This is a genomic window from Pseudomonas sp. G2-4 (genome assembly GCF_030064125.1).
Lineage (GTDB): Bacteria > Pseudomonadota > Gammaproteobacteria > Pseudomonadales > Pseudomonadaceae > Aquipseudomonas.
Genome location: NZ_CP125957.1, coordinates 2,023,442 through 2,049,612, shown reverse-complemented (window position 1 = coordinate 2,049,612; position 26,171 = coordinate 2,023,442). Strand labels below are relative to the sequence as shown.

The window sequence follows — 26,171 nt, the reverse complement described above, 5'->3', positions numbered from 1 at the left end:
CGTCCTACGAAAACACCGCCGCTTAAGGGCGGTGTTTTTGTATCAGCCTGCCTATAATCCCGCCGGCTCAGCCTGCCTGCCCGCCTCAACCGTTCACCCGCCTCAAAAGGATGTGATATGCCTGCCCTGCCCTGGCCCTACCTGGCCCTCCTCTCCATCGGCTATGGCCTGGCCCTGATCTTCGGTCAGTTGGCCTGGACCGCGGTCATTTCGATCGCACTGCTGCTGTTCGCCGGGTATGCGGTTCGTCAACAACAGATGCCGGTGGGTCGGTTTCTCGGCCATGTCCTGTTCCTGGTGATGGCCCTGGCCCTGGCCCTGCACTGGATGCCGGGCTTCTTTAACGGGCGGGCGATCCCGGCGCAACGCTTGACCGATGATGCAGTGCCGTTTGCCATGTACCTGAACCAGGACAAGGCACTGATCGGCTTCTGGCTGCTGCTGGCCTGCCCCTGGATCGTCGGCCGGCGCTCGTTTCGTTGGTCGGTCTACGCCACGGCCATGGGCCTGGTGCTGAGCGCGGTGCTGGCCCTCGGCGGGGCGGTGCTGCTGGGCATGATCCAGTGGGCGCCGAAGTGGCCGGATCATGCCTGGTTGTGGGTGCTTAATAATCTTTTACTGGTCACCCTGGTGGAGGAAGCACTGTTTCGTGGCTACATTCAGGGAGGCCTGAGTCGGCGCTTCAAACATCTGAGCCAAGGCGACAACCTGGCGTTACTGCTGGCCTCGGTGCTGTTTGGCCTGGTGCACGTCGGTGCGGGCTGGGAATGGGTGCTGCTGTCGGGTCTGGCGGGGATCGGTTACGGCCTCGCTTATCGTTTTGGCGGCCTGGGCGCAGCGATTGCCACCCACTTCGGTCTGAACCTGCTTCATTTCGCCCTATTTACCTATCCGATGCTGGCGTGATAGCGACAGGGAAAATAACCTCAATAAAAACGTGACGGCGCCGACAACTTTTTCAAGCCTTTCAAGCCTTTCAAGCCTTTCAAGCCTTTCAAGCCTTTCGGATGTACCACAACATGCGTAACAACCAACCCGTCACACAACGCGAAAGGACCTTCCCGGCCCAGCAACGTTTGATTTCCACCACCGACGCCAAGGGCGTGATCACCTACTGCAACGATGCGTTCGTTGAAATCAGCGGGTACTCGAAAGATGAACTGATCCGTTCGCCACACAATCTCGTCCGTCACCCCGATGTTCCGGCTGCCGTGTTCGCGCACATGTGGGGCACGCTGAAACAAGGCTTGCCATGGATGGGCATCGTCAAGAACCGCAGCAAGAACGGTGACCATTACTGGGTCAACGCCTACGTCACGCCCGTGTTCGAAGGTAATCAGGTGATCGGCTACGAATCGGTGCGAGTCAAGCCTTCCGCCGAGCAGATCGCCCGTGCTGAAGCCCTATATCAACGTATCAACCAAGGCAAATCCGCGATTCCCGGCAGCGATAAATGGTTACCGATACTGCAGGACTGGTTGCCGTTTATCCTGGTCAGCCAACTGAGCTTCGTCGTCGGCGCGTTCCTCAATTCGTCCTGGGGCTTTGCCTTGGCCGCCGCACTGTCGGTGCCTTTGGGGCTGTTGGGCCTGCAGTGGCAGCAACGCGGGATCAAGCGCCTGTTGCGCCTGGCCGAGCAAACCACCTCCGATCCGCTGATCGCCCGGATGTATACCGACAGCCGCGGCGCCCAGGCGCGCCTGGAGATGTCGATCCTCAGCCAGGAAGCGCGCCTGAAAACCTGCCTGACCCGCCTGCAGGACACCGCCGAGCATCTTAACGAGCAGGCCCGACAGTCCAACACCCTGGCCCACGACAGCTCCAGCGGCCTGGAACGCCAGCGCGTCGAAACCGAGCAAGTCGCCACAGCGGTCAACCAGATGGCCGCGACCACCCAGGAAGTCGCCAGCCACGTGCAGCGCACGGCCGACGCTACCCAGGAAGCCAATCGCTTGACCAGCCGCGGCCGCGACATCGCCGGGGAAACCCGCGAAGCCATCGAGCGCCTGTCGGTGGTCGTCGGCGAAACCGGCCAGACCGTGACCCAACTGGCCAAGGACAGCGACGAGATCGGTGGCGTGGTGGACGTGATCAAGGGTATTGCCGACCAGACCAACCTGCTGGCCCTCAACGCCGCCATCGAAGCGGCCCGAGCCGGGGAAATGGGTCGCGGTTTTGCGGTGGTGGCCGATGAAGTGCGGCAATTGGCGCAACGTACCAGCGAATCCACCGGGCAGATTCATGCCTTGATCGCCAAGCTCCAGCAAACCGCGACCAACGCCGTGCAGACCATGGACGCCGGCCACCGCCAGGCCGAAGAGGGCGTGGCGCGGGTCATGGAAGCGGACCAGGCCCTGGTGGGCATCAGCGAAGCGGTGGCCCACATCACCGACATGACCACCCAGATCGCCGCCGCCACCGAGGAACAAAGCTCGGTGGCCGAGGAGATCAGCCGCAACATCAGCAACATCTCGGCGCTGGCTGACCAGACCTCGGGCCAGGCCCACAGCTCGGCGCTGCTGAGCGAAGAACTGACCCGTACGGCGAATACGCAGTATTCGTTGGTGGAGCGGTTCAACCGCTGACAGACGCCTGCCTCATAAAAAACCCGGACAGCGAAAGCTTCCGGGTTTTTTATTGCTTGAGAGACCGCTATCGCGAGCAAGCTCGCTCCCACAGGGGATCAAGGATGTTCATTCAAATACATTTCCAATTGTGGGAGCGAGCCTGCTCGCGATGAGGCCATGACAACCAGCAAAGAACCTACTGAAGAAACGCAGCCACCTTGCCCGCCGCAGCCTCCAAATGCTGCTCATGACTAAACCCCGAAGCCTTCAGCGGCTTCAGGTTGTGATCCCCCGCTACCAGCCACATCACCTCGATGCCCGGTGACAAGTCATAACCCTGCACCGCCTCCCGGTTACCCAGCGCATCGCGCTCGCCCTGGACGATCAAGGTGGGGGTCTTCAATCCCGCCAGGTGCTCGACCCGCGGTTTCTCCGGTTTGCCCACTGCATAGAAGGGATACCCCAGGCACACCAGCGCGTCGACGCCCAATTCATCGGCTACCAGGCTCGCCATGCGCCCGCCCATGGACTTGCCGCCAATGGCCAGCCGCCCAGCGACATAAGGCCGCACCGTGGCGTACACCTCACGCCAGCACTCCAGCAGCTTCGGCGCCGGGTTGGGTGGGCGCTTGCCCCCATCCAAACGTCGTTGAGCCATGTAGGGAAACTCGAAGCGCAACACGTTGATGCCATGCGCGGCAAGGCGCGCGGCCATTTCCGCCATGAAGCCGCTGTCCATCGGCGCACCCGCGCCGTGGGCCAGGATCAGGGTCGGTGGCTCGGTGCCAACGGCCGATTGCCCGGCGGTCCAGAGCCAGCCGTGTTCGGCCACACATCGCGCCCATTGATCTCTATCAATACTGGCCTTGTGCTGTTTGTCCATGCTGACCTCGCTTTTAGTCTGCCTATAACTCCAGGCGAAGGACGCCGCACTGCCTTGCGCAGGCGCTCACTTCGGCTGAACCGTGGATGGGGAACCATGAACACTTCTATCAGTACCGCCTACAACTACAAGGTGGTCCGCCAATTCGCCATTATGACGGTGGTGTGGGGCATCGTCGGCATGGGGCTCGGGGTTTTTCTCGCCGCCCAATTGGTCTGGCCACAACTCAACTTCGATTTGCCATGGACCAGCTTCGGCCGCCTGCGCCCACTGCACACCAACGCGGTGATCTTCGCCTTTGGCGGCTGCGCATTGTTCGCCAGTTCGTTCTATTCGGTGCAACGCACCTGCCAGACTCAATTGTTCGCCCCGAAACTGGCGGCGTTCTGCTTCTGGGGCTGGCAATTGGTGATCCTGTTGGCGGCCATCAGTCTGCCGCTGGGCTACACCAGTTCCAAGGAGTACGCCGAGCTGGAATGGCCGATCGACATTCTCATCACCATCGTCTGGGTCACCTATGCCATCGTATTCTTCGGTACGCTGGCCAAGCGCAAGACCAAGCATATCTATGTCGGTAACTGGTTCTTCGGCGCGTTCATTATCACCGTGGCGATCCTGCACCTGATCAATAACGCCGAGTTGCCAGTGAGTTTCACCAAGTCCTATTCGGCCTATGGCGGTGCGACCGACGCGATGGTGCAATGGTGGTATGGCCACAACGCCGTGGGCTTCTTCCTCACCGCAGGCTTCCTCGGGATGATGTACTACTTCGTGCCGAAGCAGGCCGAACGCCCGGTGTATTCCTATCGCTTGTCCATCGTGCACTTCTGGGCGCTGATCACCCTGTACATCTGGGCCGGCCCGCACCACTTGCACTACACCGCGCTGCCGGACTGGGCGCAGTCGCTGGGCATGGTGATGTCGCTGATCCTCCTGGCGCCAAGCTGGGGCGGCATGATCAACGGCATGATGACCCTTTCGGGCGCCTGGCATAAATTGCGCAGCGACCCGATCCTGCGTTTCCTGGTGGTGTCCCTGGCGTTCTACGGCATGTCGACCTTTGAAGGTCCGATGATGGCGATCAAGACCGTCAACGCCCTCTCTCACTACACCGACTGGACCATCGGCCACGTACACGCCGGCGCCCTTGGCTGGGTGGCGATGATCTCCATCGGTGCGCTGTATCACATGATCCCGAAAGTCTTCGGCCGGGCACAGATGCACAGCATCGGCCTGATCAACGCGCACTTCTGGCTCGCGACCATCGGCACCGTGCTGTACATCGCCTCCATGTGGGTCAACGGCATTGCCCAGGGCCTGATGTGGCGCGCGGTGAACGAGGACGGCACGCTGACCTACTCCTTCGTCGAAACACTGGTGGCCAGCCACCCAGGCTTCGTCGTACGGCTGGCAGGCGGGGCGATCTTCCTCCTCGGCATGCTGCTGATGGCCTACAACACCTGGCGCACAGTGCGGGCCTACCAGCCTGCCGAAGCCGCCGCTGCCGCGCAGATGGCCTGAGGAGTCCACCATGAAACACGAAACAATCGAAAAAAACGTCGGCCTGCTGATGCTGCTGATGGTCCTGGCCGTGAGCATTGGCGGCCTGACCCAGATCGTGCCGCTGTTCTTCCAGGACGTGACCAATAAACCGGTGGATGGCATGAAGCCTTATACCGCGCTGCAACTGGAAGGCCGTGACATCTACATCCGCGAAGGTTGCGTTGGCTGCCACTCGCAGATGATCCGTCCGTTCCGTGCCGAGACCGAGCGCTACGGCCACTACTCGGTGGCCGGTGAAAGTGTCTGGGACCACCCGTTCCTGTGGGGTTCCAAGCGTACCGGGCCGGACTTGGCCCGGGTTGGCGCACGCTACTCCGATGACTGGCATCGGGCCCACTTGTACAACCCACGCAACGTCGTGCCCGAGTCGAAAATGCCGGCCTATCCATGGCTGGTAACCCAGGCGGTAGACAGCAGCCACACCGAAACCAAGCTGCGCACCATGCGCACGTTGGGTGTGCCGTACACCGACGATGACATCACCGCCAGCGTGGCCTCGCTCAAAGGCAAGACCGAAATGGACGCACTGGTGGCCTACCTGCAAGTGCTCGGCACTGCCATCAAGAGCAAGAGGTGAGCCATGGTTCTTGAAATGAGTACTGGAATGATTCGCGGCCTGGGCACCGTCGTGGTGTTTATCGCTTTCATCGGCCTGACCCTGTGGGTATTCAGCAGCAAGCGCCGTTCAGAGTTCGCCGAAGCGCGCCTGCTGCCGTTCGCCGATGAGCCACCCGTCGACATCGCCACCCCCCAAGACCCTGCACCAAGGAGTACCCGGCCATGACCACCTTCTGGAGTACGTGGATCTGCGTACTGACCATCGGCAGCCTGATTGGCCTGACCTGGCTGCTGATTGCTACCCGTAAGGGCGAGACCAAGGGCAGCGTCGACCAGACCATGGGCCACAGCTTCGACGGCATCGAGGAATACGACAACCCGCTGCCGCAGTGGTGGTTCCTGTTGTTCGCCGGCACCCTGGTGTTTTCAGTCGGCTATCTGGTCCTGTATCCGGGCCTGGGTAACTGGAAAGGTATCCTGCCGGGCTACGAGAATGGCTGGACTGGCGCCCATGAATGGGAAAAGGAAATGGCCAAGGCCGACGCCCGGTTCGGACCGATCTTCGCCAAATTCGCCGCCATGCCAGTGGAAGAGGTCGCCAAGGACCCGCAGGCACTGAAAATGGGCGGCCGCTTGTTTGCCTCCAACTGCTCGGTCTGCCACGGCTCGGACGCCAAGGGTGCCTTCGGTTTCCCGAACCTGGCCGACAGCAACTGGCGTTGGGGCGGTGCCGCCGACACCATCAAGACCACCATCCTGGGCGGTCGCATGGCGGCGATGCCAGCGTGGGGCGAAGTACTGGGGGACGCAGGAGTCAAGAACGTAGCCGCGTATGTACGCCACGATCTGGCGGGCCTGCCTCTACCGGCAGACAGCGGTGCCGACCTGCAAGCCGGCCAGCTGGCCTACAACACCACCTGCGTCGCCTGCCACGGCGCCAACGGCCAGGGTACCGAAGCCATGGGCGCGCCAAACCTGACGCAACCAGCCGGCTTCATCTATGGCACCAGCCTGGCCCAACTGCAGCAGACCATTCGCCATGGTCGCCAGGGCCATATGCCGGCGCAGAATGAACTGCTTGGCAATGACAAGGTGCAACTGCTGGCCGCCTACGTCTACAGCCTGTCCCACAATGCGGGCACCGAACCCCTGCAAGCTCAAAGCAAAAGCGAATAAATCCTGACCATACGAACAGCCGCATCCATCCGGGTGCGGCGGTTCCATGCCCCTGCGCGACGCATTGTCGCACCCTCCGCACCCGTGCCTTTCGGTTCTCTGGAATCAGGTCTAAGCTGACCCTGCGTGCACTGGCGACTGCCGGTTTCAGGTCGACCCGACCCGATGTGTTCGACAATCCGTTCGGCAAAAAAGGCCGCAAAGGCAGGTAGATACCGGCTGTTGCGACCATTGCCTTGCATCTCCCGAACGTCGTGTTCCAACACACCCCGTTACAACCGACCCGACCCCCTCGCCTCTTTCCTTCGTTGCGACATTTTGCCGAGGGCCAATTTTGTCCCTACACGGAACATGGAAAGGCCGCAGAATCGGCTTTGGAAAGCATTGACCCAGGTCATGGCGCGTTGCAATGACCCCCCGCTTTCTCCATACTTGCGACCGATTTTTATCCTAATAAAACACCCAAACCGTGGAACCTTAGAATGAGCACAGCAATCAGTCCGACTGCTTATAACTATAAGGTAGTCCGCCAGTTCGCCATCATGACGGTGGTCTGGGGGATCCTTGGCATGGGGCTCGGTGTCTTTATCGCCTCGCAACTGGTCTGGCCGGAGTTGAACTTCGATCTGCCATGGACGACGTTTGGACGCCTGCGCCCGCTGCACACCAACCTGGTGATCTTCGCCTTCGGTGGTTGTGCTTTGTTTGCCACTTCCTATTACGTCGTGCAGCGAACCTGCCAAACGCGACTGATTTCCGACAGCCTCGCGGCCTTCACCTTCTGGGGTTGGCAAGCGGTGATCGTCGGCGCCATCGTTACCTTGCCGCTGGGTTACACCACCACCAAGGAATACGCAGAGCTGGAATGGCCCCTGGCTATCCTGCTGGCCATCGTCTGGGTGACCTACGGCCTGGTGTTCTTCGGTACCATCGTCAAGCGCAAGACCAAGCACATCTATGTCGGTAACTGGTTCTACGGTGCCTTCATCGTCGTGACCGCCATGCTGCACATCGTCAACCACGCCTCCCTGCCGGTCAGCTTCTTCAAGTCGTACTCGGCCTACTCGGGTGCGACCGACGCGATGATCCAGTGGTGGTACGGCCACAACGCGGTGGGTTTCTTCCTGACCACCGGCTTCCTGGGGATGATGTACTACTTCGTGCCGAAACAGGCCGAGCGTCCGATCTATTCCTATCGCCTGTCCATCGTGCACTTCTGGGCGCTGATCACCCTGTACATCTGGGCCGGCCCGCACCACTTGCACTACACCGCACTGCCGGATTGGGCTCAGTCCCTGGGCATGGCGATGTCGATCATCCTGCTGGCGCCAAGCTGGGGCGGCATGATCAACGGCATGATGACCCTCTCGGGCGCCTGGCATAAGCTGCGCACCGACCCGATCCTGCGCTTCCTGGTCGTCTCCCTGGCGTTCTACGGCATGTCGACCTTCGAAGGCCCGATGATGGCCATCAAGACCGTCAACTCCTTGAGCCACTACACCGACTGGACCATCGGCCACGTACACGCCGGTGCCCTCGGCTGGGTCGCGATGATTTCCATCGGCGCCATCTACCACATGATCCCGAAACTGTTCGGTCGTGCGCAGATGCACAGCACCAGCCTGATCAACGCGCACTTCTGGCTCGCGACCATCGGTACCGTGCTCTACATCGCCTCGATGTGGGTCAACGGCATCACCCAGGGCCTGATGTGGCGTGCAATCAACGACGACGGCACCCTGACCTACTCGTTCGTCGAAGCGCTGCAAGCCAGCCACCCTGGCTTCATCGTGCGTGCCTTGGGCGGCGCGTTCTTCGCCAGCGGCATGCTGTTCATGGCCTACAACGTGTATCGCACCGTTCGTGCCTCTGACCCGGCTGAAGCTGAAGCCGCCGCCAAGATCGCCGTAGTTGGAGCTCACTGATGAAGCACGAAGCAGTAGAGAAGAATATCGGCCTGCTGGCCTTCTTCATGGTCATCGCCGTCAGCATCGGCGGCCTGACCCAGATCGTTCCGCTGTTTTTCCAGGACGTGACCAACAAGCCGGTCGAAGGCATGAAGCCGCGCACCGCCCTTGAACTGGAAGGCCGCGACATCTACATCGCCAACGGTTGTGTCGGCTGCCACTCGCAGATGATCCGTCCGTTCCGCGCCGAGACCGAACGCTACGGCCACTACTCGGTTGCCGGTGAAAGCGTCTGGGACCACCCGTTCCTCTGGGGTTCCAAACGTACCGGCCCGGACTTGGCCCGCGTTGGCGGCCGCTACTCCGACGACTGGCAACGCGCGCACTTGTACAACCCGCGCAACGTCGTGCCTGAGTCGAAAATGCCGGCCTACCCGTTCCTCGTAGAAAACAAGCTCGACGGCAAAGACACCGCCAAGAAAATGGAAGTCTTGCGTACCCTGGGCGTGCCTTACACCGACGAAGACATCGCCGGTGCCAAGGATGCAGTGAAGGGCAAGACTGAAATGGACGCGCTGGTGGCCTATCTGCAAGGCCTGGGCACCATCATCAAAAGCAAACGGTGATCTGGATGGATATCGGGATGATTCGTGGCCTGGGCACCGTTGTCGTGATGGTGGCCTTTATCGGTCTGGCCCTGTGGGTGTTCAGCCCCAAGCGCAAGTCGGAGTTTGAAGACGCGACCTTGCTGCCGTTCGCGGATGATCCCGAAGCCATCAAGCACGTCGAGCAAGCTTCTAGGAGTAACAAAGAATGACTACGTTCTGGAGTCTGTACGTCACAGTCCTCAGTCTGGGTACGATCTTCGCCCTGACCTGGCTGCTGCTGTCGACCCGCAAGGGCCAGCGCGCCGAACAAACGGACGAGACTGTTGGTCACTCGTTCGATGGCATCGAAGAGTACGACAACCCGCTGCCTAAATGGTGGTTCATGCTGTTCGTGGGCACCATTGTGTTCGCCCTCGGTTACCTGGTGCTCTACCCTGGCCTGGGCAACTGGAAAGGCCTGCTGCCAGGTTACAACTACCTGGACAACGAAAAGCAGACCGCCTTCGCCAACGGCCAGACCGGCTGGACGGGCGTCCATGAGTGGGAGAAGGAAATGGCGCGTTCGGACGCCAAGTTCGGCCCGATCTTCGCCAAGTTCGCCTCCATGCCGATTGAAGAAGTCGCCAAGGACCCGCAAGCCCTGAAGATGGGTGGCCGTCTGTTCGCCTCCAACTGCTCGGTTTGCCACGGTTCCGACGCCAAGGGCGCCTATGGTTTCCCTAACCTGACCGACGCCGACTGGCGCTGGGGCGGTGAGCCAGAAACCATCAAGACCACCATCATGGGCGGCCGTCACGCCGTGATGCCGGGCTGGGCTGCCGTGGTCGGCGAGCAAGGCGTCGCCGACGTGGCTGCCTACTTGGTGACCAGCCTGCACAGCCGCAAACTGCCGGAAGGCGCCAAGGCCGATCCAGCCAATGGCCAGAAACTCTTTGCCGCCAACTGCGTGGCCTGTCACGGCCCTGCTGGCAAAGGCACGCCTGCCATGGGCGCACCTGACCTGACGCACCCGGCCGGTTTCATCTACGGTTCGAGCTTCGCTCAGATGCAGCAGACCATCCGCTACGGTCGCCAGGGCCAGATGCCTGCCCAGGCCGATTTGCAAGGCAACGACAAGGTCCACTTGCTGGCCGCCTACGTCTACAGCCTGTCTCACGGCGAAAAAGCTCCTGCGACTGACGCCCAGTAAAGCCTGCGCCTGATGTACCAAAGGCCCCGTCAACCCAAGTTGACGGGGCCTTTTTTGTTGCCGCCGCAACATGCCGAGCCGGTTTTATCTTGCCCGCAATCAACGCCGGTAGTAACGTGCCTACATTCAGTTCTCTTGAGGACACCGCCATGTCCATCACCACTATTTCCAGCCGCGAATTCAACCACGACACAAGTGGTGCCAAAAAAGCTACCCACCAAGGGCCGGTCATCATCACCGACCGTGGCAAGCCGGCCCATGTGCTGCTAAGCATTGAGGATTACCAGAAACTGACCGGCGTCGGCACCAGCATTGTCGAGTTGCTGGTCATGCCCGACACGCCGGATATTGATTTCGATACCGAGCGCGCCGTCATCACTCCTCGACCGGTGGACCTGTCCTGATGTACCTACTCGACACCAACGTCATTTCGGAACTGCGCAAGCCTCAAGCCAATAAAAACGTACAGGCCTGGGCGCGTAGCGTGCCCGCCCCCAGCCTTTACGTCTCGGCGATTACCGTATTGGAACTGGAAACGGGAGTGTTGCGCTTCGAACGCAAAGACCCGGAGCAAGGCAGCCGCCTGCGCGCATGGCTGGATAACCATGTGATGCCCGCCTTCGCCGGAAGAATCCTGGCAGTCGACCGCGCCGTCGCGCTGCGCTGCGCTCGCCTGCACGTTCCGGATCGCAGCAATGAATGCGATGCACTGATTGCTGCCACTGCGTTGGTCCACGGACTGACCGTAGTCACCCGCAATGTGACTGATTTCCAAAGCAGCGGCGTGGCATTGCTTGATCCGTGGTCAAGCTAGTACCCCCCCACACAAACCACCCGATTTTAAGCTTGATTCAGCGTGAGCCGTTGGCACGATCTGTTTTTCAACAGCGCTTTTGAATGGACCATGGCGAAGAGCCGTTTCACGGAGTCGACTGTTTCACTGATGGCGAGGAGGCTTTGCTCTTCCCCACGCCTTTATCGAAATAAACATTATCAATATAACCGCGGCACCTTCTGGCGCCCGCACGTGCGCCTCGATAAAGTCCCGCCCAGTAACACAAGAACTCAAACCACTCACTATTCATGGAAAAGGATTTCGATGAAGAACTTAATCCATCTGAGGCTTTTATCAGACTTACTACTTTGCTGCTGCGTACCGGTCACCCATTCATTTGCTGCTGATACACCCCCCGGCCACATCGTATTCGCTGCAAGCCCGAAGTACCCCTCCAGTGAAAGATCCGAAAACGGCGAGGCAGAGCCAGCCAGCGACACAGAGTCCCGGTCCCGATGGCTGATCGAGGCCCAGTACGCCAGCATTGCCGCGTTCCGGGCGCAGTCGGGTGGAACTGCTGCCGTCCCGGTCATGATCAACGGCAACCTGACCCGATCAGGCCATTCCAGTGAGCGCGGCTATATCAAGACAGTCCTGCAGAACAAACTGAATAATCTTTACGACTACGGTCTGGGTAACCATGACTACGACTTCAATGTCGGAAGTTGCGCCAGTTGCGCCGCGGGAAGTATCGATGACCTCAAAGCGCGATATTGGGGGAAAGTCCCAAACATGGACCTTTCGGCCAGAGCCTCTGGCCTGACGAAAACCTGGTACGGAAGCCTCGCCTACTCCAAGGATTTTGGCGATGTACACGTGGTTCAGTTACACAACCAGCCGGCCTATTCGGCAAATTTTTCCACCCATGCCGTTTTCAACACCACTGCCTATGAAATTACCCCGTCCCTCGACTGGCTGGAACGTGATCTGCAATTAGCACGCGCACAGGGAAAAATCATTCTGTTGAACTTGCACCAGGCGTTTCACTGGCCCGTCAGGGAGACGGAAATCCATCGTTTCAAAAAGTTGATTGATGATTACGGCGTCACCGCCGTGTTTTCCTACAGCGCGGACAAGAAGCACGGCTATTACCCGTCCAACTATATCTACGGCGACGTGCCACTGTTCATGAGTGGCTCGGCCGCGCGCAAGACCTGGTTGTACATAAAGATCGCCGACGACAGAAAACAACTGACCGTCAATGTCATTGCCGACAACGACTGGCGCAACCCTGTCGCCAGCCACACCATCGACGTTCGATAAGACTCAAGGCGACGCCGATGGAGTTCTCATCGGCGTCATCTGCTTCGGCTAGACGGCTATACTCGACAAGTCAATTGATCTGGATCATGCCTTGTTACATCCATTACACCATTCACCCCCAGCGCCCAACGCGACCAAAGGTCGCACCCTTGAGCTAGACCGACAGGCGTATCATTGCGCCATTGCAACGCCCTTCTGACCGTGGTCGGCACGTACTGGCCTTGGCACTTTTCCACTGCCGTGGGATGCATTTTGATGAGCAACCAGATTCCGGTACATGACGTTACCCCGCCTGCCAAGGACGCGAACACAAGCGTCGACCTGTATGCCTCTCGGGAAAAAATCTACACCCGCGCCTTCACCGGCCTGTTCCGCAACCTGCGGATGGTGGGCGGTGGGTTATTGTTCCTGCTGTATTTCGGTACCGTCTGGTTGAACTGGGGCGGCCATCAGGCCGTCTGGTGGAACCTGCCGGAGCGTAAATTCTTTATTTTCGGTGCGACCTTCTGGCCCCAGGATTTCATCCTGCTGTCCGGGCTGTTGATCATTGCCGCCTTCGGCCTGTTTTTCATCACGGTCTATGCCGGACGAGTGTGGTGCGGTTATACCTGTCCGCAGAGTGTGTGGACCTGGATCTTCATGTGGTGCGAAAAAGTCACCGAAGGCGACCGCAACCAACGCATCAAGCTCGACAAGGCGTCCATGAGCGTCAACAAGCTCCTGCGCAAGTTCGCCAAGCACAGCCTGTGGTTGCTGATCGGTTTCGTCACCGGCATGACTTTCGTCGGTTACTTCACGCCCATCCGTGAACTGATGTTCGAGTTCTTTACCGGCCAGGCCGATGGCTGGTCGTATTTCTGGGTGGGTTTCTTCACCCTCGCCACCTACGGCAACGCCGGCTGGCTGCGTGAGCAGGTGTGCATCTACATGTGCCCTTACGCCCGCTTCCAGAGCGTCATGTTCGACAAGGACACCCTGATCGTGTCCTACGACCCGCGCCGCGGCGAAAGCCGTGGCCCGCGCAAAAAGGGCGTCGACTACAAGGCCCTGGGCCTGGGGGACTGCATCGACTGCACCATGTGCGTGCAGGTTTGCCCTACCGGCATCGACATTCGCGACGGCCTGCAGATCGAATGCATTGGTTGCGCAGCCTGCATCGACGCCTGCGACAACATCATGGACAAGATGGATTATCCCCGCGGCCTGATCAGCTACACCACCGAGCACAACCTGTCGGGGCAGAAAACCCATAAACTGCGCCCGCGCCTGATCGGCTATGCCTTGGTCTTGCTGGCAATGATCAGTTTGCTGGTGACGGCGTTCTTCATGCGTTCGCTGGTGGGTTTCGACGTCAGCAAGGACCGCGTGCTGTACCGCGAAAACGCCGAAGGCCGGATCGAGAACGTCTACAGCCTCAAGATCATGAACAAGGACCAGCGCGACCATACGTACGTCCTGGAAGCCACCGGCCTGCCCGATCTCAAGCTGCAAGGCCGACGGGAAATCAAGGTCGCGGCCGGCGAGATCTTCAGCCAGCCGGTGGAACTGTCCAGCGCACCGGAGCAATTGCCATCGAGCACCAACGAGGTGACCTTCATCCTCAAGGATGCCGATGACGAAAGCGTACATGTCGAAGCCAAGAGCCGGTTCATCGGCCCACAAACTCGTTGAGAGAAATGAACATGCCTGCAGCAACCGCCACCAGCCCTTGGTACAAGCACCTCTGGCCGTGGATCATCATTGCGATCCTGACCTGTTCGGTGACACTGAGCCTGACGATGGTGACCATTGCGGTGAAAAATCCGGACAACCTGGTCAACGATAACTATTACGAAGCCGGCAAGGGTATCAATCGCTCGCTGGAGCGCGAACTGCTGGGCCAGACCCTGCAACTGCATGCCAACGTTCAGTTGGATGACGTCACCGGTGAAGTGAACCTGCGCCTGAACGGCAACAGCCGCCCCCAGACCCTGGAACTGAGCCTGATCTCGCCGACCCAGCCGGAAAAGGACCGCAAGATCGTCCTGACCCGTAATGACAGTGAGCCGGGGCGGTACGTCGGCCAGTTGACGGACAAGATCGAAGGCCGACGCTTTGTCGAATTGCTGGGCGTGGAAAACGACAAGACCTGGCGCCTGTTCGAAGAAGAACAGATCAACCACGACCAGGACATCCTGCTCGGCGATGAACCGCTGCAAGGCGCTGAAGACCTGAAGAAGTAGACGGCTTTCCTGTGGCGAAGGAGCTTGCTCCCGCGGGGCCGCCAAGCGGCCCCGCCTTTTTTGTTTATTCAAACAAAATTGGCTAGGCGACTGCTTCGCAGCCGAGCGGGAGCAAGCTCCCTCGCCACGAACAGCGTTCACAAACCAGCAAGCTCCTTAGTCACAAAGGCTTTCGTGCGACAACCATGACCACTCCACAGCCCTGCTACCACTGCGCCCTGCCCGTCCCCCCCGGCAGTCGCTTCACCGCCGTTGTCCTCGGTGAAACTCGCGAGCTCTGCTGTCCGGGTTGTCAAGCGGTGGCCGAGGCCATCGTGGCTGGAGGCCTGGAGAGTTATTACCTGCATCGCAGCGAAGCGTCGGCCAACCCCGAAACCCTGCCCGTTCAACTGACCGATGAACTGGCGCTGTACGATCGCCCTGACGTGCAGCAGTCGTTCGTGCACCATGAAGGTGAACTGGCCGAAGCCACCCTGCTGATGGAAGGCATCAGTTGCGCCGCCTGCGGCTGGTTGATCGAAAAACAGTTGCGCAGCCTGCCGGCCGTGGCCGAGGCACGGTTGAACCTATCCAATCATCGCCTGCATGTGCAGTGGGCCGACGCGCAATTGCCGCTGAGCAAACTGCTCGCCGAGCTGCGCCAGATCGGCTACGTCGCCCACCCGTACCAGGCCGACCAGGCTTGCGAACAACTGGCCGCACAAAACCGCCTGGCCCTGCGCCAATTGGGCGTGGCCGGGCTGCTGTGGTTCCAGGCGATGATGGCGACCATGGCCACCTGGCCGGAATTCAATATTGACCTGAGCCCGGAGATGCACACCATCCTGCGCTGGGTCGCGCTGTTTCTCACCACCCCCATCGTCTTCTATAGCTGCGCGCCGTTCTTCAAAGGTGCAATGCGCGACCTGCGCACCCGGCACCTGACCATGGATGTTTCGGTGTCCCTGGCCATTGGCGGCGCTTACGTCGCCGGGATCTGGACGTCGATCACCGGCGTCGGCGAGCTGTATTTCGATGCAGTGGGCATGTTCGCCCTGTTCCTGCTGGCCGGTCGCTACTTGGAACGCCGGGCTCGGGAGCGCACCGCTGCCGCCACTGCACAACTGGTCAATCTGTTGCCGGCCTCGTGCCTGCGCCTGGAAGATAACGGCCAGAGCGAGCGCATCCTGCTTCGCGAATTGCGCACCGGCGATCGGGTGCTGGTGCACCCAGGCGCGGTCCTGCCGGCCGATGGCCGGATCCTCGAGGGCCAGTCCAGCATCGACGAATCGCTGTTGACCGGTGAATACCTGCCGCAACCGCGCCAGGTGGGCGATGCGGTCACGGCGGGTACGCTGAACGTCGAAGGGGCGTTGACGGTCGAGGTGTTGGCCCTTGGGCAGGACACTCGATTGTCGGCCATCGTGCGGCTGCTGGAGCGGGCCCAGGCCGAGAAACCACGACTGGCGGAAATCGCCGATCGCGCCGCCCAGTGGTTCCTGTTGTTCTCCCTGGTCGCGGCGGCTGCCATCGGGCTGTTGTGGTGGCAACTGGATGCCTCCCGCGCCTTCTGGATCGTCCTGGCAATGCTGGTCGCCACTTGTCCTTGCGCCCTGTCGCTGGCCACGCCGACCGCCCTCACCGCCGCCACCGGCACCCTGCACAAGCTTGGCCTGCTGCTGACTCGCGGCCATGTGCTGGAGGGCCTGAACCAGATCGACACGGTGATTTTCGACAAGACCGGCACCCTCACCGAAGGTCGTTTGGCATTGCGCGCCATTCGACCGTTGGCGGCCCTGGACAGCGATCAATGCCTGGGACTGGCCGCGGCCCTGGAAAATCGCTCCGAACACCCTATAGCCCGCGCCTTCGGACGGGCGCCATTGGCCGCCGAACAGGTGCAAAGCAGCCCAGGATTGGGACTCGAAGGTTTAGTGGACGCACAGCGCCTGCGCATCGGCCAGCCCGGTTTCGTCTGTGAACTGAGCGGCGCAGCGGTACCGGCAATGCCGGACGAGCCCGGTCAATGGCTGTTGCTGGGCAATGATAACGGGCCGCTGGCCTGGTTCGTCCTCGACGACCGTCTACGCGCCGATGCCCCGGCGCTGCTGGCGGCCTGCAAGGCACGGGGCTGGCGGACGTTGCTGCTGTCCGGCGACAGTTCGCCGATGGTGGCCAGCGTCGCCGCCGAACTGGGGATTGATGAGGCCCGGGGCGGCCTGCGCCCGGACCACAAACTGGCCGTGTTGCAACAGTTGCATCAACAAGGCCGCAAGGTGCTGATGCTCGGCGATGGGGTGAACGACGTGCCGGTGCTGGCGGCGGCGGACATCAGTGTCGCCATGGGCTCGGCCACGGACCTGGCCAAGACCAGTGCCGATGCGGTGCTGCTGTCCAACCGCCTCGACGCCCTGATCCATGCCTTCGACCTGGCCCGGCGCACCCGCCGGGTAATCATCGAGAACCTGGTGTGGGCAGGGCTGTACAATGGCCTCATGTTGCCGTTCGCCGCCCTCGGCTGGATTACGCCGGTGTGGGCCGCGGTCGGCATGTCCATCAGTTCGTTGACCGTGGTGTTGAATGCGCTGAGGCTGACCCGTCAGCCCAAGACGCAGGTTGTCGACGCCACGCCCGATACCCGCCCGCTGCCGGCCTGAGCCGCGCGGGCATGGAGTCCTGACATGCCAGCTCTTTACGTGATGATTCCGGCCGCGCTGCTGATCGTGGCCATCGCCGTGTACATTTTTTTCTGGGCCGTGGACAGCGGGCAGTACGACGACCTCGACGGACCGGCCCACAGCATCCTGTTCGACGATCAGGACCCGAACCACAAGGCAGCGGTGGACGAAGCCAGCGGCCAGCCCCGCGAACCGGACGACAAGGCCCCGCCCCATGCTTGATCTGGCGCCATTGCTGGTCTCGGCGGTCATCCTTGGTCTGCTCGGTGGCGGTCATTGCCTGGGCATGTGCGGCGGCCTGATGGGCGCCTTGACCCTGGCGATTCCCAAGGAACAACGCAGCCGACGCTTCCGACTGCTGCTGGCGTACAACCTGGGGCGGATTCTGAGCTACGCCACCGCCGGATTGCTGATCGGCTTGGCCGGCTGGGCCGTGGCCAACAGCCCGGCAGCAATGATCATGCGGGTGCTGGCCGGTTTGCTGCTGATTGCCATGGGCCTGTACCTGGCGGGTTGGTGGAGCGGCCTGACCCGTATCGAAAGCGTCGGGCGTGGCTTGTGGCGGCACATCCAGCCCTTCGCCAACCGCTTGCTGCCGGTGTCGAGCCTGCCCCGGGCCTTGCTGCTCGGCGCGCTGTGGGGCTGGTTGCCGTGCGGGCTGGTCTACAGCACCCTGTTGTGGTCCGCCAGCCAAGGCAACGCAGTGGATAGCGCGCTGCTGATGCTCGCTTTTGGCCTCGGCACCTGGCCGGTGCTGCTCGCCACCGGTCTGGCCGCCGAACGCGTCACCGCCTTGCTGCGCAAACGCAGCGTGCGCATGGCCGGTGGGTTGCTGGTGATTGTCTTTGGTCTCTGGACGCTGCCGGGGCCACATCAGCATTGGCTCATGGGGCACTGACCGAGTCGCCTCGATTGGCGAGCAGGCTCGCAGCCAGTGGGGAGAGTGAATTCAAAAGTCGGGCGCACCCCTGTGGCGAGGGAGCTTGCTCCCGATGGCCTGCGAAGCGGGCCCCAACAATCTTCAGATAGGGCGCATTAGCTGACTAGTGCGACTGCTGCGCAGCCGAGCGGGAGCAAGCTCCCTCGCCACGGGTCCTGAGTTGCCTGGGCTGACCTCAACGGCTCCCGACGCCCCGTTGACACAAATCAACACGCCCGTTCCCCCGCCCTCGTAGACTTTCGAGCATGCCAGCCTATCCGGGGAACGCCCGCATGCTCGACGCCATTCGTTGGGACACAGACCTGATCCGCCGTTACGACCTGGCGGGTCCACGCTACACCTCGTACCCGACCGCAGCGCAGTTCGGCAGCCAGGTGGGCACCTTCGATCTACTTCACGCCCTGCGCGACAGCCGCAAAGCCCTGCGACCGCTGTCGCTGTATGTGCACGTGCCGTTCTGCGCGAACATTTGCTACTACTGCGCCTGCAACAAGGTCATCACCAAGGACCGCGGCCGCGCCCACGCCTACCTGCAACGCCTGGAACAGGAAATCCAGCTGATCGGTTGTCACCTGGACCCGGCTCAACGCGTGGAACAACTGCACTTGGGCGGTGGCACTCCGACCTTCCTCAGCCACGACGAGTTGCGCCATCTGATGGCCACACTGCGCAAGCACCTGAACCTGCTGGACGACGACTCAGGCGACTACAGCATCGAAATCGACCCTCGCGAAGCCGACTGGTCGACCATGGGCCTGCTGCGGGAACTGGGTTTCAACCGGGTCAGCATCGGCGTGCAAGACCTGGACCCGGCCGTGCAACGGGCCGTCAATCGCCTGCAAAGCCTGGAAGAAACCCGCGCCGTGATCGAAGCCGCCCGGACCTTGCAGTTCCGCTCGATCAACATAGACCTGATCTATGGCCTGCCCAAGCAGACGCCGGAAAACTTCGCCCGCACTGTTCAGGAGGTCATCGAGCTGCAACCGGATCGGCTCTCGGTGTTCAATTATGCGCATCTGCCGGAACGGTTCATGCCCCAGCGGCGCATCAACAGCCAGGACCTGCCGAACCCGGAGCAGAAACTGGCAATGCTACAAGGCACCATCGAGCAACTGACCACCGCCGGTTATCGCTACGTCGGCATGGACCACTTCGCCCTGCCCGACGATGAATTGGCGATCGCCCAGGAAGAAGCCACGCTGCAGCGCAACTTCCAGGGCTACACCACCCACGGTCATTGCGACTTGATCGGCCTCGGCGTCTCCGCCATCAGCCAGATCGGCGATTTGTACTGCCAGAACAACAGCGACCTGAACCAATACCAGAACACCCTCGCCGACGGGCAATTGGCGACCAGTCGCGGGCTGATATGTAATACCGACGACCGGTTGCGGCGTGCGGTAATCCAGCAGCTGATCTGCCATTTCAACCTGGTCTTCGCCGAGATCGAGCAACGCTTCAATATCGATTTCTACGGTTACTTCGCGCCGTTGTGGCCGCAATTGCAGGCGATGGCCGAGGATGGGCTGATCGAGGTCGACAACACACACATCCGGGTACTGCCCGCTGGGCGCTTGCTGGTGCGATCAGTGTGCATGGTGTTCGATGCCTACTTGGAGCAGCAAAATCGACAACGCTTCTCCCGAGTCATCTGAGCGCGACAATTTGGCGAGGAAAGCGCGCTGGTCGGAGTGCCTGCACTGGGGTACCCTTACAGCTTATGCGTGTTTTCCCACAAGGATTGAAGAAATGTCCGAGCCAGTCAAACTGCGCGCTCACAGCCAGGCCCACTGCAAGGATTGCAGCCTGGCACCCCTCTGCCTGCCACTTTCACTGAATCTGGAGGACATGGAAGCGTTGGACGACATCGTTAAACGGGGCCGCCCGTTGAAAAAAGGTGAGTTCCTGTTTCGACAGGGCGACACTTTCGATTCCGTCTATGCCGTGCGCTCGGGCGCCTTGAAAACCTTTAACCTGAGCGATGGCGGCGAAGAGCAGCTCACCGGCTTCCACCTGCCCAGCGAGCTGGTGGGTTTGTCCGGCATGGACACCGAGAGCCATCCGGTCTCTGCCCAGGCGCTGGAAACCACCTCGGTGTGCGAGATTCCCTTTGATCGCCTGGACGAACTGTCCGTGCAACTGCCGCAACTGCGTCGTCAGCTGATGCGCGTCATGAGCCGGGAGATTCGCGACGATCAGCAAATGATGCTGCTGCTCTCGAAAAAAACCGCCGACGAGCGCATCGCCACGTTCCTGGTCAACCTCTCGGCACGCTTCCGTGCACGAGGGTTCTCGGCCAACCAGTTCCGCCTGAGCATGTCGCGCAACGAAATCGGCAATTACCTCGGTCTGGCGGTGGAAACCGTGTCCCGGGTGTTCACCCGTTTCCAGCAGAATGAGTTGATCGCCGCCGAAGGCAAGGAAATTCACATTCTCGACCCGATCCAGCTTTGCGCCCTGGCTGGCGGCTCGCTCGAAAGCTGATGGGCAGGCGCGGCTGAGGGATTCTTCACGCCGCGCTATACTGCCGCGTTTGCAGCCCTGCCAGGACACCTCCACGATGGTCTTCGACTCCTTCGACATCAAATCCCTGATCCGCCCCGTGATCGATTTCCCCAAGCCCGGCGTGATCTTTCGCGACATTACTCCGTTATTCCAATCCCCCACCGCCTTGCGGCTGGTGATGGACAGCTTCGCCCACCGTTATGTCGAGGCCGAGTTCACTCATATCGGCGCGATGGATGCGCGCGGTTTCCTGATCGGTTCGATCCTGGCCTACCAGTTGAACAAGCCGCTGGTGTTGTTCCGCAAGCAAGGCAAGCTGCCAGCGGATGTGCTGGCCGAGGGTTACCAGACCGAATACGGCGAAGCCTTCCTGGAAGTGCATGCCGACAGTCTGTGCGAGGGGGATTCAGTGGTGATGTTCGATGACCTGATCGCCACCGGCGGCACGCTGATCGCCGCCGCCAACCTGATCCGCCGCATGGGCGCGAAGGTCCACGAAGCCGCGGCGATTATTGATTTGCCGGAACTGCTCGGTTCCCAGCGGTTGGAAGACATGGGGATTCCGACGTTCTGTTTGACGCAGTTTTCGCTCAGCGAAAGATAGTTGCCAGAAAACCACTGAACCTGTGGGAGCGAGCTTGCTCGCGATAGCGATTTACCAGTCGCATGGATATTGACTGATCCACCGCTATCGCGAGCAAGCTCGCTCCCACTGGTACTGTGTAGCAGCTACAACGCGATCGGCTTGCGCCCGGCAAACGAATGCGCCAGCGTCCCACCGTCCACCAATTCCAGCTCGCCACCCAACGGAACGCCGTGGGCGATGCGGGAGGCGATCAGGCCTTTGTTGTTCAGCAACTGGGCGATGTAGTGGGCGGTGGCTTCGCCTTCGACCGTCGGATTGGTGGCGAGGATGACTTCCGTGAACGTGCCCGCCTCCTCGATCCGAGCGACCAACTGGGGAATGCCGATGGCTTCCGGGCCCAAGCCGTCGAGCGGCGACAAATGGCCCTTGAGCACGAAATAACGGCCCCGGAAACCGGTCTGCTCCACCGCGTACACATCCATCGGCCCTTCCACGACGCACAGCAGGCTGTCGTCCCGACGCGGGTCGGCGCACTGTGGGCAAAGGTCGTCTTCCGTGAGGGTCCGGCATAAACGGCAATGCCCGACCCCCTCCATGGCCTGGCTCAGGGCCTGGGCCAGGCGCGAACCGCCGCTGCGATCACGCTCAAGCAATTGCAACGCCATGCGCTGGGCAGTTTTCTGACCTACACCTGGCAAAGTTCGCAGGGCATCGATCAGTTGGCGAATCAAAGGGCTGAAGCTCATGGAGGAAATGTCCGACATAACAACGAGACGCGGTTTATACCCGCGCCTCCGATTAGCGTCAAATATTCAATCCTGCGCCACCCGCACCACCAACTTGCCGAAGTTGCGCCCTTCCAGCAGACCGATAAAGGCCTGCGGCGCATTCTCCAGCCCATCGACGACGTCCTCACGGAACTTGACCTTGCCATCGCGCACCCAAGGCGCCATGGCGCTGATGAACTCCGGCTGGCGGTCACCGTAGTCGTCAAACACGATAAAACCCTGGATCCGCACGCGCTTGTTCAACAAGGTACGTTGCAGTTGCGGCAAGCGATCCGGACCGCTCGGCGCTTCATGGGCGTTGTAGGACGCGATCAGGCCACAGAGCGGGATACGCGCCTTGGCGTTGAGCAACGGCACCACCGCGTCGAAGACTTTGCCACCGACATTTTCGTAGTAGATATCGATGCCCTTGTCGCAGGCCCGAGCCAGTTCCTCGGCAAAGTTTTCAGCTTTGTGATCGACGCAAGCGTCGAACCCCAGCTCTTCGACCACGTATTGGCATTTCTCCCTGCCGCCGGCCACGCCAACCACCCGCAAGCCCTTGATCTTCGCCACCTGGCCCACCACCGAGCCCACGGCGCCCGAGGCCGCCGCGACCACCAGGGTTTCCCCGGCCTTGGGCTGGCCGATGTCCATCAGCCCCATGTAAGCGGTCATGCCCGGCATGCCCAGCACACCCAGGGCCATCGATGGGCTGGGCAGCCCCGACGGGACGGGAAGCACGTTGCGTCCGTCGCTGATGCTGTGGCTTTGCCAGCCAGTGGCACCCACCACCAGATCCCCCTCGTGGAATTTCGGGTGCATTGAGCGCTCGACGCGGCTGACAGCACCGCCGGTCATCACCGCATCGATTTCTACCGGCGCGGCGTAGGACGGTGCATCACTCATTCGCCCGCGCATGTAGGGGTCCAGGGATAGGAACAGCGTCTTGAGCAGGATCTGCCCCTCCACCAAGTCCGGCAGCGTCACCTGTTCAAGACGAAAATTGTCCGGGGTCGGTGCGCCCTTTGGGCGGGAGGCGAGGACGATGCGCTGGTTGGAGGTCGATGCTTGTGACATGGAAGCGTTCTCCTTGATCGTTGAGAGGACCTATAGGGAGCAGACCATTGCCGAGGGGGCGGCGTTCGATGTTTGTTCGGTTGGACCGCAGTGACCGCATCGCGAGCAAGCTCACTCCCACATAGGACCTGCGACGAACCTCACAATTGAGAACGCTTCCATCCAGTGTGGGAATGAGCTTGCTCGCGATAGCGGCCGAACATCCAACGCTGTATTTGGGCCAGAAATAAAAATGCCAGGCGCGATGCCTGGCATTGTGTGTAGCCCATCCCGACCGGGATGGCGAATCAGAACGGCAGTTTCATGCCCGGCGGCAGTTGCATGCCGGCGGTCATGCCGGACATTTTGTCCTGGCTGTTGGCTTCGATCCTGCGGACGGCGTCGTTGACGGCGGCGGCGAACAGGGCTTCAAGCATTTCCTTGTCGTCTTCGCTCAAGCCTTCGACCACGCTCGGATCGATGCTGACGCGCTTGACGTCGTGGCGACCGGTCATGACCACCGTCACCATGTCGCCACCGGATTTGCCGGTGACTTCGGCGTTGGCCAGTTCTTCCTGCATCTTGGCCATTTTTTCCTGCATCTGCTGCGCCTGCTTCATCAGGCCGGCCATGCCACCTTTCATCATGGGAATCACCTCGAAAGTACTTGGATAAACACCGCGCCCGACCCGTTCGGCCCGACGCTTTCAGTTATGAGCCCTGGATAACCGGGGCCTCGACAGGTTCGATAGTATCGTGACGGACCACAGCGCCGAACTGTTGCATCATCTGCTGGATGAACGGATCGCCGTGGATCGACTCCTCGGCTTCACGCTGACGGTTGGCCCGGCGCCGGGACGCGGCCTGGGCCGGGGTTTCCTGCTCAGGCTTGATCAGCTCGATGCTCAGCGTCAGGGTACGCTCGTGGTACTGGTTCAGCGCATCGTTGAGGCGACGCTGCTGGGTCGCGTTGAACAGCGCGCTGTGAGCCGGGTCCAGGTGCAACAGCCAGTGGTCACCCTCTACGGAAATCAACGTGCAGTTGGCGGCGATGCTACCGGTCATGCCGGTGATCGGCAGCTTCGGGAACAGCTCCAGCCATTGCAGGGCCAGGCCAGTGGCAGGCATCGCCGCGGGTTCCGGCTCAGGCTCCGGTGCTGGCTCGGCGGCGTGCTCGCTGGCCAGATCGTCCAGATAACTGTAGGCCGAATCCATGTCCGGCTCGATGTAATCCTCATCCAGCGGAGGCTCGTCGTCCAGGTCTGCGCCCGGCGTGGCGACATCGACGTCGGCCACCGTAGGCTCAGGCACCGGCGCCGCAACCCACTCCGGCGCATCGGGCACCACGCTGTCGGGCGTCGGCAAAGGCATCGGCGGCAGTTCGGGTTGCTCGGCGGTGGTTTCCAGCACCGGCTCCACGGCAGGCTGCTGGATGACCTCAGGTTCGACCGGGTCGTTCCAGGGCAGATCAACGACCTCTTCGGCGACCGGCTCGGGCTCGACAACCGGTTCAGGCTCGGGTTCAACGGGCACAATGACAGCCATCGGGGCCGCTTCGGCCACAGGCGCCACTGCTGCCGGAGCCGGAGCCACTGCCGGCGCAACAACAGGCGCGGCAGCCACTGGCTTGGCGGAATCAGCTGTGGCCTGGCTGATCCCCACTGGCTTTAGCGGTTGCCTCGGGGCGTCCGCCGTGTCGGCCGGCCGGAAGGCCAGCATTCGCAGCAGCACCATTTCGAAGCCGCCGCGCGGGTCCGGTGCCAGGGGCAGGTCACGACGACCGATCAGGCCCATCTGGTAATAGAACTGCACGTCCTCGGCGGGAAGCGCCTGGGCCAGGGCCAACACGCGATCACGGTCGCCTTGGCCGTTGTCGACGCCATCAGGCAAGGCCTGGGCGATGGCGACACGGTGCAACACGTTGAGGATTTCCGAGAGCACGCCACTCCAGTCCGGGCCCTGCTCGGCCAGGTGACGTACCGCTTCGAGCAACGCCTTCGCATCACCTTCGATCAGCGCATGCAGCACATCGTAGACCTGGCCGTGATCGAGGGTGCCCAGCATGGCCCGCACATCGGCAGCCATGACCTTGCCTTCACCGAAGGCAATGGCCTGGTCGGTCAGGCTCATGGCGTCTCGCATCGAACCATCAGCCGCGCGGCCCAGCAGCCACAACGCATCGTCTTCGAACGGTACGTTTTCGACGCCCAGCACATGGGTCAGATGCTCGACGACCCGTTCCGGCGTCATGTTCTTCAGGGAGAACTGCAAGCAGCGCGACAAAATCGTCGCAGGAAGTTTCTGCGGATCAGTGGTGGCCAGGATGAACTTGACGTAGGGCGGCGGTTCTTCAAGGGTCTTGAGCAGCGCATTGAAAGAATGGCTGGAGAGCATGTGCACTTCGTCGATCAGGTAGACCTTGAAGCGCCCACGGCTCGGCGCGTACTGCACGTTGTCGAGCAGCTCGCGGGTGTCTTCGACCTTGGTGCGGCTGGCGGCGTCGATCTCGATCAGGTCGACGAACCGGCCCTCGTCGATTTCCCGGCAGACCGAACACTCCCCGCAAGGCGTGGAGGTAATGCCGGTTTCGCAGTTCAGGCACTTGGCTATGATCCGTGCGATGGTGGTCTTGCCCACTCCGCGGGTTCCGGTGAACAGATAGGCATGGTGCAGCCGCTGGCTGTCCAAGGCGTTGATCAGGGCCTTGAGCACATGGGTCTGGCCGACCATTTCGCGGAACGAGCGCGGACGCCATTTACGTGCAAGAACCTGATAACTCATCGAAAACCGTCGCAACGAAGGAACATAAGCGGCTAATGCTAGCGGAGCAGGGGCGAAATTGCATCCAGTGTGCTCGTCTAATCTGACTAAGCTGATGTCAGAGAC

At 61.1% G+C, this 26,171-nt stretch carries 26 protein-coding genes; 21 read left to right on the top strand and 5 right to left on the bottom strand.

The window, feature by feature from the left end:
- The first annotated feature begins 117 nt into the window (after nucleotides 1-117).
- Nucleotides 118-906 (top strand): CPBP family intramembrane glutamic endopeptidase, encoded by a 789-nt coding sequence (locus QNH97_RS09120; protein ID WP_283556529.1) that lies wholly within the window; start codon nucleotides 118-120, stop codon nucleotides 904-906.
- A 113-nt stretch (nucleotides 907-1,019) separates the two neighbouring features.
- The gene (locus QNH97_RS09115) at nucleotides 1,020-2,585 is read left to right on the top strand and encodes a methyl-accepting chemotaxis protein (RefSeq protein ID WP_283556528.1); all 1,566 of its coding nucleotides are present in this window, start codon (nucleotides 1,020-1,022) and stop codon (nucleotides 2,583-2,585) included.
- Between the two features lie 178 nt (nucleotides 2,586-2,763).
- Here the strand turns inward: QNH97_RS09115 and QNH97_RS09110 are convergent, their stop codons facing one another.
- Nucleotides 2,764-3,450 carry an alpha/beta family hydrolase gene (locus QNH97_RS09110; protein ID WP_283556527.1) on the bottom strand — a complete coding sequence of 229 codons (687 nt, stop codon included), beginning with the start codon at nucleotides 3,448-3,450 and terminating at the stop codon, nucleotides 2,764-2,766.
- A 96-nt stretch (nucleotides 3,451-3,546) separates the two neighbouring features.
- On the opposite strand from QNH97_RS09110, the gene ccoN (QNH97_RS09105) reads away from it, so the two are divergent.
- The 19 genes from ccoN (QNH97_RS09105) (at nucleotide 3,547) to QNH97_RS09015 (ending at nucleotide 21,477) form a co-directional block, all read left to right on the top strand.
- A complete protein-coding gene (ccoN, locus tag QNH97_RS09105; RefSeq protein ID WP_283556526.1) occupies nucleotides 3,547-4,971 on the top strand; it encodes a cytochrome-c oxidase, cbb3-type subunit I in 1,425 nt (474 codons plus the stop codon).
- Nucleotides 4,972-4,981: 10 nt separating this feature from the next.
- Nucleotides 4,982-5,590 (top strand): cytochrome-c oxidase, cbb3-type subunit II, encoded by a 609-nt coding sequence (ccoO, locus tag QNH97_RS09100; RefSeq protein WP_283556525.1) that lies wholly within the window; start codon nucleotides 4,982-4,984, stop codon nucleotides 5,588-5,590.
- A 3-nt stretch (nucleotides 5,591-5,593) separates the two neighbouring features.
- Nucleotides 5,594-5,797, top strand: coding sequence for a cbb3-type cytochrome oxidase subunit 3 (locus tag QNH97_RS09095; protein ID WP_283556524.1), 204 nt, complete (start codon nucleotides 5,594-5,596; stop codon nucleotides 5,795-5,797).
- Nucleotides 5,794-6,747: a cytochrome-c oxidase, cbb3-type subunit III gene (gene ccoP / locus QNH97_RS09090; protein ID WP_283556523.1), complete on the top strand. Its 954-nt coding sequence runs from the start codon at nucleotides 5,794-5,796 to the stop codon at nucleotides 6,745-6,747. Before QNH97_RS09095 ends, ccoP (QNH97_RS09090) begins: the two co-directional genes overlap by 4 nt.
- 482 nt (nucleotides 6,748-7,229) lie before the next feature.
- Entirely contained in the window at nucleotides 7,230-8,672 is a 1,443-nt protein-coding gene (gene ccoN, locus QNH97_RS09085; protein ID WP_283556522.1) for a cytochrome-c oxidase, cbb3-type subunit I, read from the top strand.
- Entirely contained in the window at nucleotides 8,672-9,280 is a 609-nt protein-coding gene (gene ccoO / locus QNH97_RS09080) for a cytochrome-c oxidase, cbb3-type subunit II (RefSeq protein ID WP_018925301.1), read from the top strand. The genes ccoN (QNH97_RS09085) and ccoO (QNH97_RS09080) overlap by 1 nt, the downstream gene beginning before the upstream one ends.
- Nucleotides 9,281-9,285: 5 nt before the next feature.
- Nucleotides 9,286-9,471 (top strand): CcoQ/FixQ family Cbb3-type cytochrome c oxidase assembly chaperone, encoded by a 186-nt coding sequence (locus QNH97_RS09075; protein ID WP_003175465.1) that lies wholly within the window; start codon nucleotides 9,286-9,288, stop codon nucleotides 9,469-9,471.
- Nucleotides 9,468-10,451 carry a cytochrome-c oxidase, cbb3-type subunit III gene (ccoP, locus tag QNH97_RS09070; protein WP_283556521.1) on the top strand — a complete coding sequence of 328 codons (984 nt, stop codon included), beginning with the start codon at nucleotides 9,468-9,470 and terminating at the stop codon, nucleotides 10,449-10,451. Before QNH97_RS09075 ends, ccoP (QNH97_RS09070) begins: the two co-directional genes overlap by 4 nt.
- Before the next feature lie 149 nt (nucleotides 10,452-10,600).
- On the top strand, nucleotides 10,601-10,855 hold the full coding sequence (locus QNH97_RS09065) for a type II toxin-antitoxin system Phd/YefM family antitoxin (protein ID WP_283556520.1): 255 nt from the start codon (nucleotides 10,601-10,603) through the stop codon (nucleotides 10,853-10,855).
- Nucleotides 10,855-11,265, top strand: a complete 411-nt coding sequence (locus QNH97_RS09060) for a type II toxin-antitoxin system VapC family toxin (RefSeq protein WP_283556519.1) — start codon at nucleotides 10,855-10,857, stop codon at nucleotides 11,263-11,265. Before QNH97_RS09065 ends, QNH97_RS09060 begins: the two co-directional genes overlap by 1 nt.
- Before the next feature lie 285 nt (nucleotides 11,266-11,550).
- Nucleotides 11,551-12,549: a metallophosphoesterase family protein gene (locus tag QNH97_RS09055; RefSeq protein ID WP_283556518.1), complete on the top strand. Its 999-nt coding sequence runs from the start codon at nucleotides 11,551-11,553 to the stop codon at nucleotides 12,547-12,549.
- Nucleotides 12,550-12,804: 255 nt separating this feature from the next.
- Nucleotides 12,805-14,220, top strand: a complete 1,416-nt coding sequence (gene ccoG / locus QNH97_RS09050; protein ID WP_283556517.1) for a cytochrome c oxidase accessory protein CcoG — start codon at nucleotides 12,805-12,807, stop codon at nucleotides 14,218-14,220.
- 11 nt (nucleotides 14,221-14,231) lie between these two features.
- Nucleotides 14,232-14,771 carry a FixH family protein gene (locus QNH97_RS09045; RefSeq protein ID WP_283556516.1) on the top strand — a complete coding sequence of 180 codons (540 nt, stop codon included), beginning with the start codon at nucleotides 14,232-14,234 and terminating at the stop codon, nucleotides 14,769-14,771.
- Nucleotides 14,772-14,956: 185 nt separating this feature from the next.
- The gene (locus QNH97_RS09040) at nucleotides 14,957-17,407 is read left to right on the top strand and encodes a heavy metal translocating P-type ATPase (RefSeq protein WP_283556515.1); all 2,451 of its coding nucleotides are present in this window, start codon (nucleotides 14,957-14,959) and stop codon (nucleotides 17,405-17,407) included.
- A gap of 24 nt (nucleotides 17,408-17,431) precedes the next feature.
- On the top strand, nucleotides 17,432-17,650 hold the full coding sequence (gene ccoS, locus QNH97_RS09035) for a cbb3-type cytochrome oxidase assembly protein CcoS (RefSeq protein ID WP_283556514.1): 219 nt from the start codon (nucleotides 17,432-17,434) through the stop codon (nucleotides 17,648-17,650).
- Nucleotides 17,643-18,326, top strand: a complete 684-nt coding sequence (locus tag QNH97_RS09030) for a sulfite exporter TauE/SafE family protein (RefSeq protein WP_283556513.1) — start codon at nucleotides 17,643-17,645, stop codon at nucleotides 18,324-18,326. Before ccoS ends, QNH97_RS09030 begins: the two co-directional genes overlap by 8 nt.
- A 314-nt stretch (nucleotides 18,327-18,640) precedes the next feature.
- Nucleotides 18,641-20,023, top strand: a complete 1,383-nt coding sequence (gene hemN / locus QNH97_RS09025; RefSeq protein WP_283556512.1) for an oxygen-independent coproporphyrinogen III oxidase — start codon at nucleotides 18,641-18,643, stop codon at nucleotides 20,021-20,023.
- Between the two features lie 94 nt (nucleotides 20,024-20,117).
- Nucleotides 20,118-20,852 (top strand): fumarate/nitrate reduction transcriptional regulator Fnr, encoded by a 735-nt coding sequence (fnr, locus tag QNH97_RS09020; protein WP_283556511.1) that lies wholly within the window; start codon nucleotides 20,118-20,120, stop codon nucleotides 20,850-20,852.
- A 76-nt stretch (nucleotides 20,853-20,928) separates the two neighbouring features.
- Complete coding sequence (locus QNH97_RS09015; RefSeq protein ID WP_041020481.1) at nucleotides 20,929-21,477, top strand: adenine phosphoribosyltransferase; 549 nt, start codon at nucleotides 20,929-20,931, stop codon at nucleotides 21,475-21,477.
- A 125-nt stretch (nucleotides 21,478-21,602) separates the two neighbouring features.
- Here QNH97_RS09015 and recR read toward each other — a convergent pair whose 3' ends face one another.
- From recR to dnaX, 4 genes are all read right to left on the bottom strand, one after another.
- Nucleotides 21,603-22,205 (bottom strand): recombination mediator RecR, encoded by a 603-nt coding sequence (gene recR, locus QNH97_RS09010; protein WP_025212714.1) that lies wholly within the window; start codon nucleotides 22,203-22,205, stop codon nucleotides 21,603-21,605.
- A 66-nt stretch (nucleotides 22,206-22,271) separates the two neighbouring features.
- A complete protein-coding gene (gene curA, locus QNH97_RS09005; RefSeq protein ID WP_283556510.1) occupies nucleotides 22,272-23,306 on the bottom strand; it encodes an NADPH-dependent curcumin/dihydrocurcumin reductase in 1,035 nt (344 codons plus the stop codon).
- A 287-nt stretch (nucleotides 23,307-23,593) separates the two neighbouring features.
- Nucleotides 23,594-23,932 (bottom strand): YbaB/EbfC family nucleoid-associated protein, encoded by a 339-nt coding sequence (locus QNH97_RS09000; RefSeq protein WP_283556509.1) that lies wholly within the window; start codon nucleotides 23,930-23,932, stop codon nucleotides 23,594-23,596.
- Between the two features lie 64 nt (nucleotides 23,933-23,996).
- On the bottom strand, nucleotides 23,997-26,066 hold the full coding sequence (gene dnaX, locus QNH97_RS08995; protein ID WP_283556508.1) for a DNA polymerase III subunit gamma/tau: 2,070 nt from the start codon (nucleotides 26,064-26,066) through the stop codon (nucleotides 23,997-23,999).
- Between the last annotated feature and the right edge of the window lie 105 nt (nucleotides 26,067-26,171).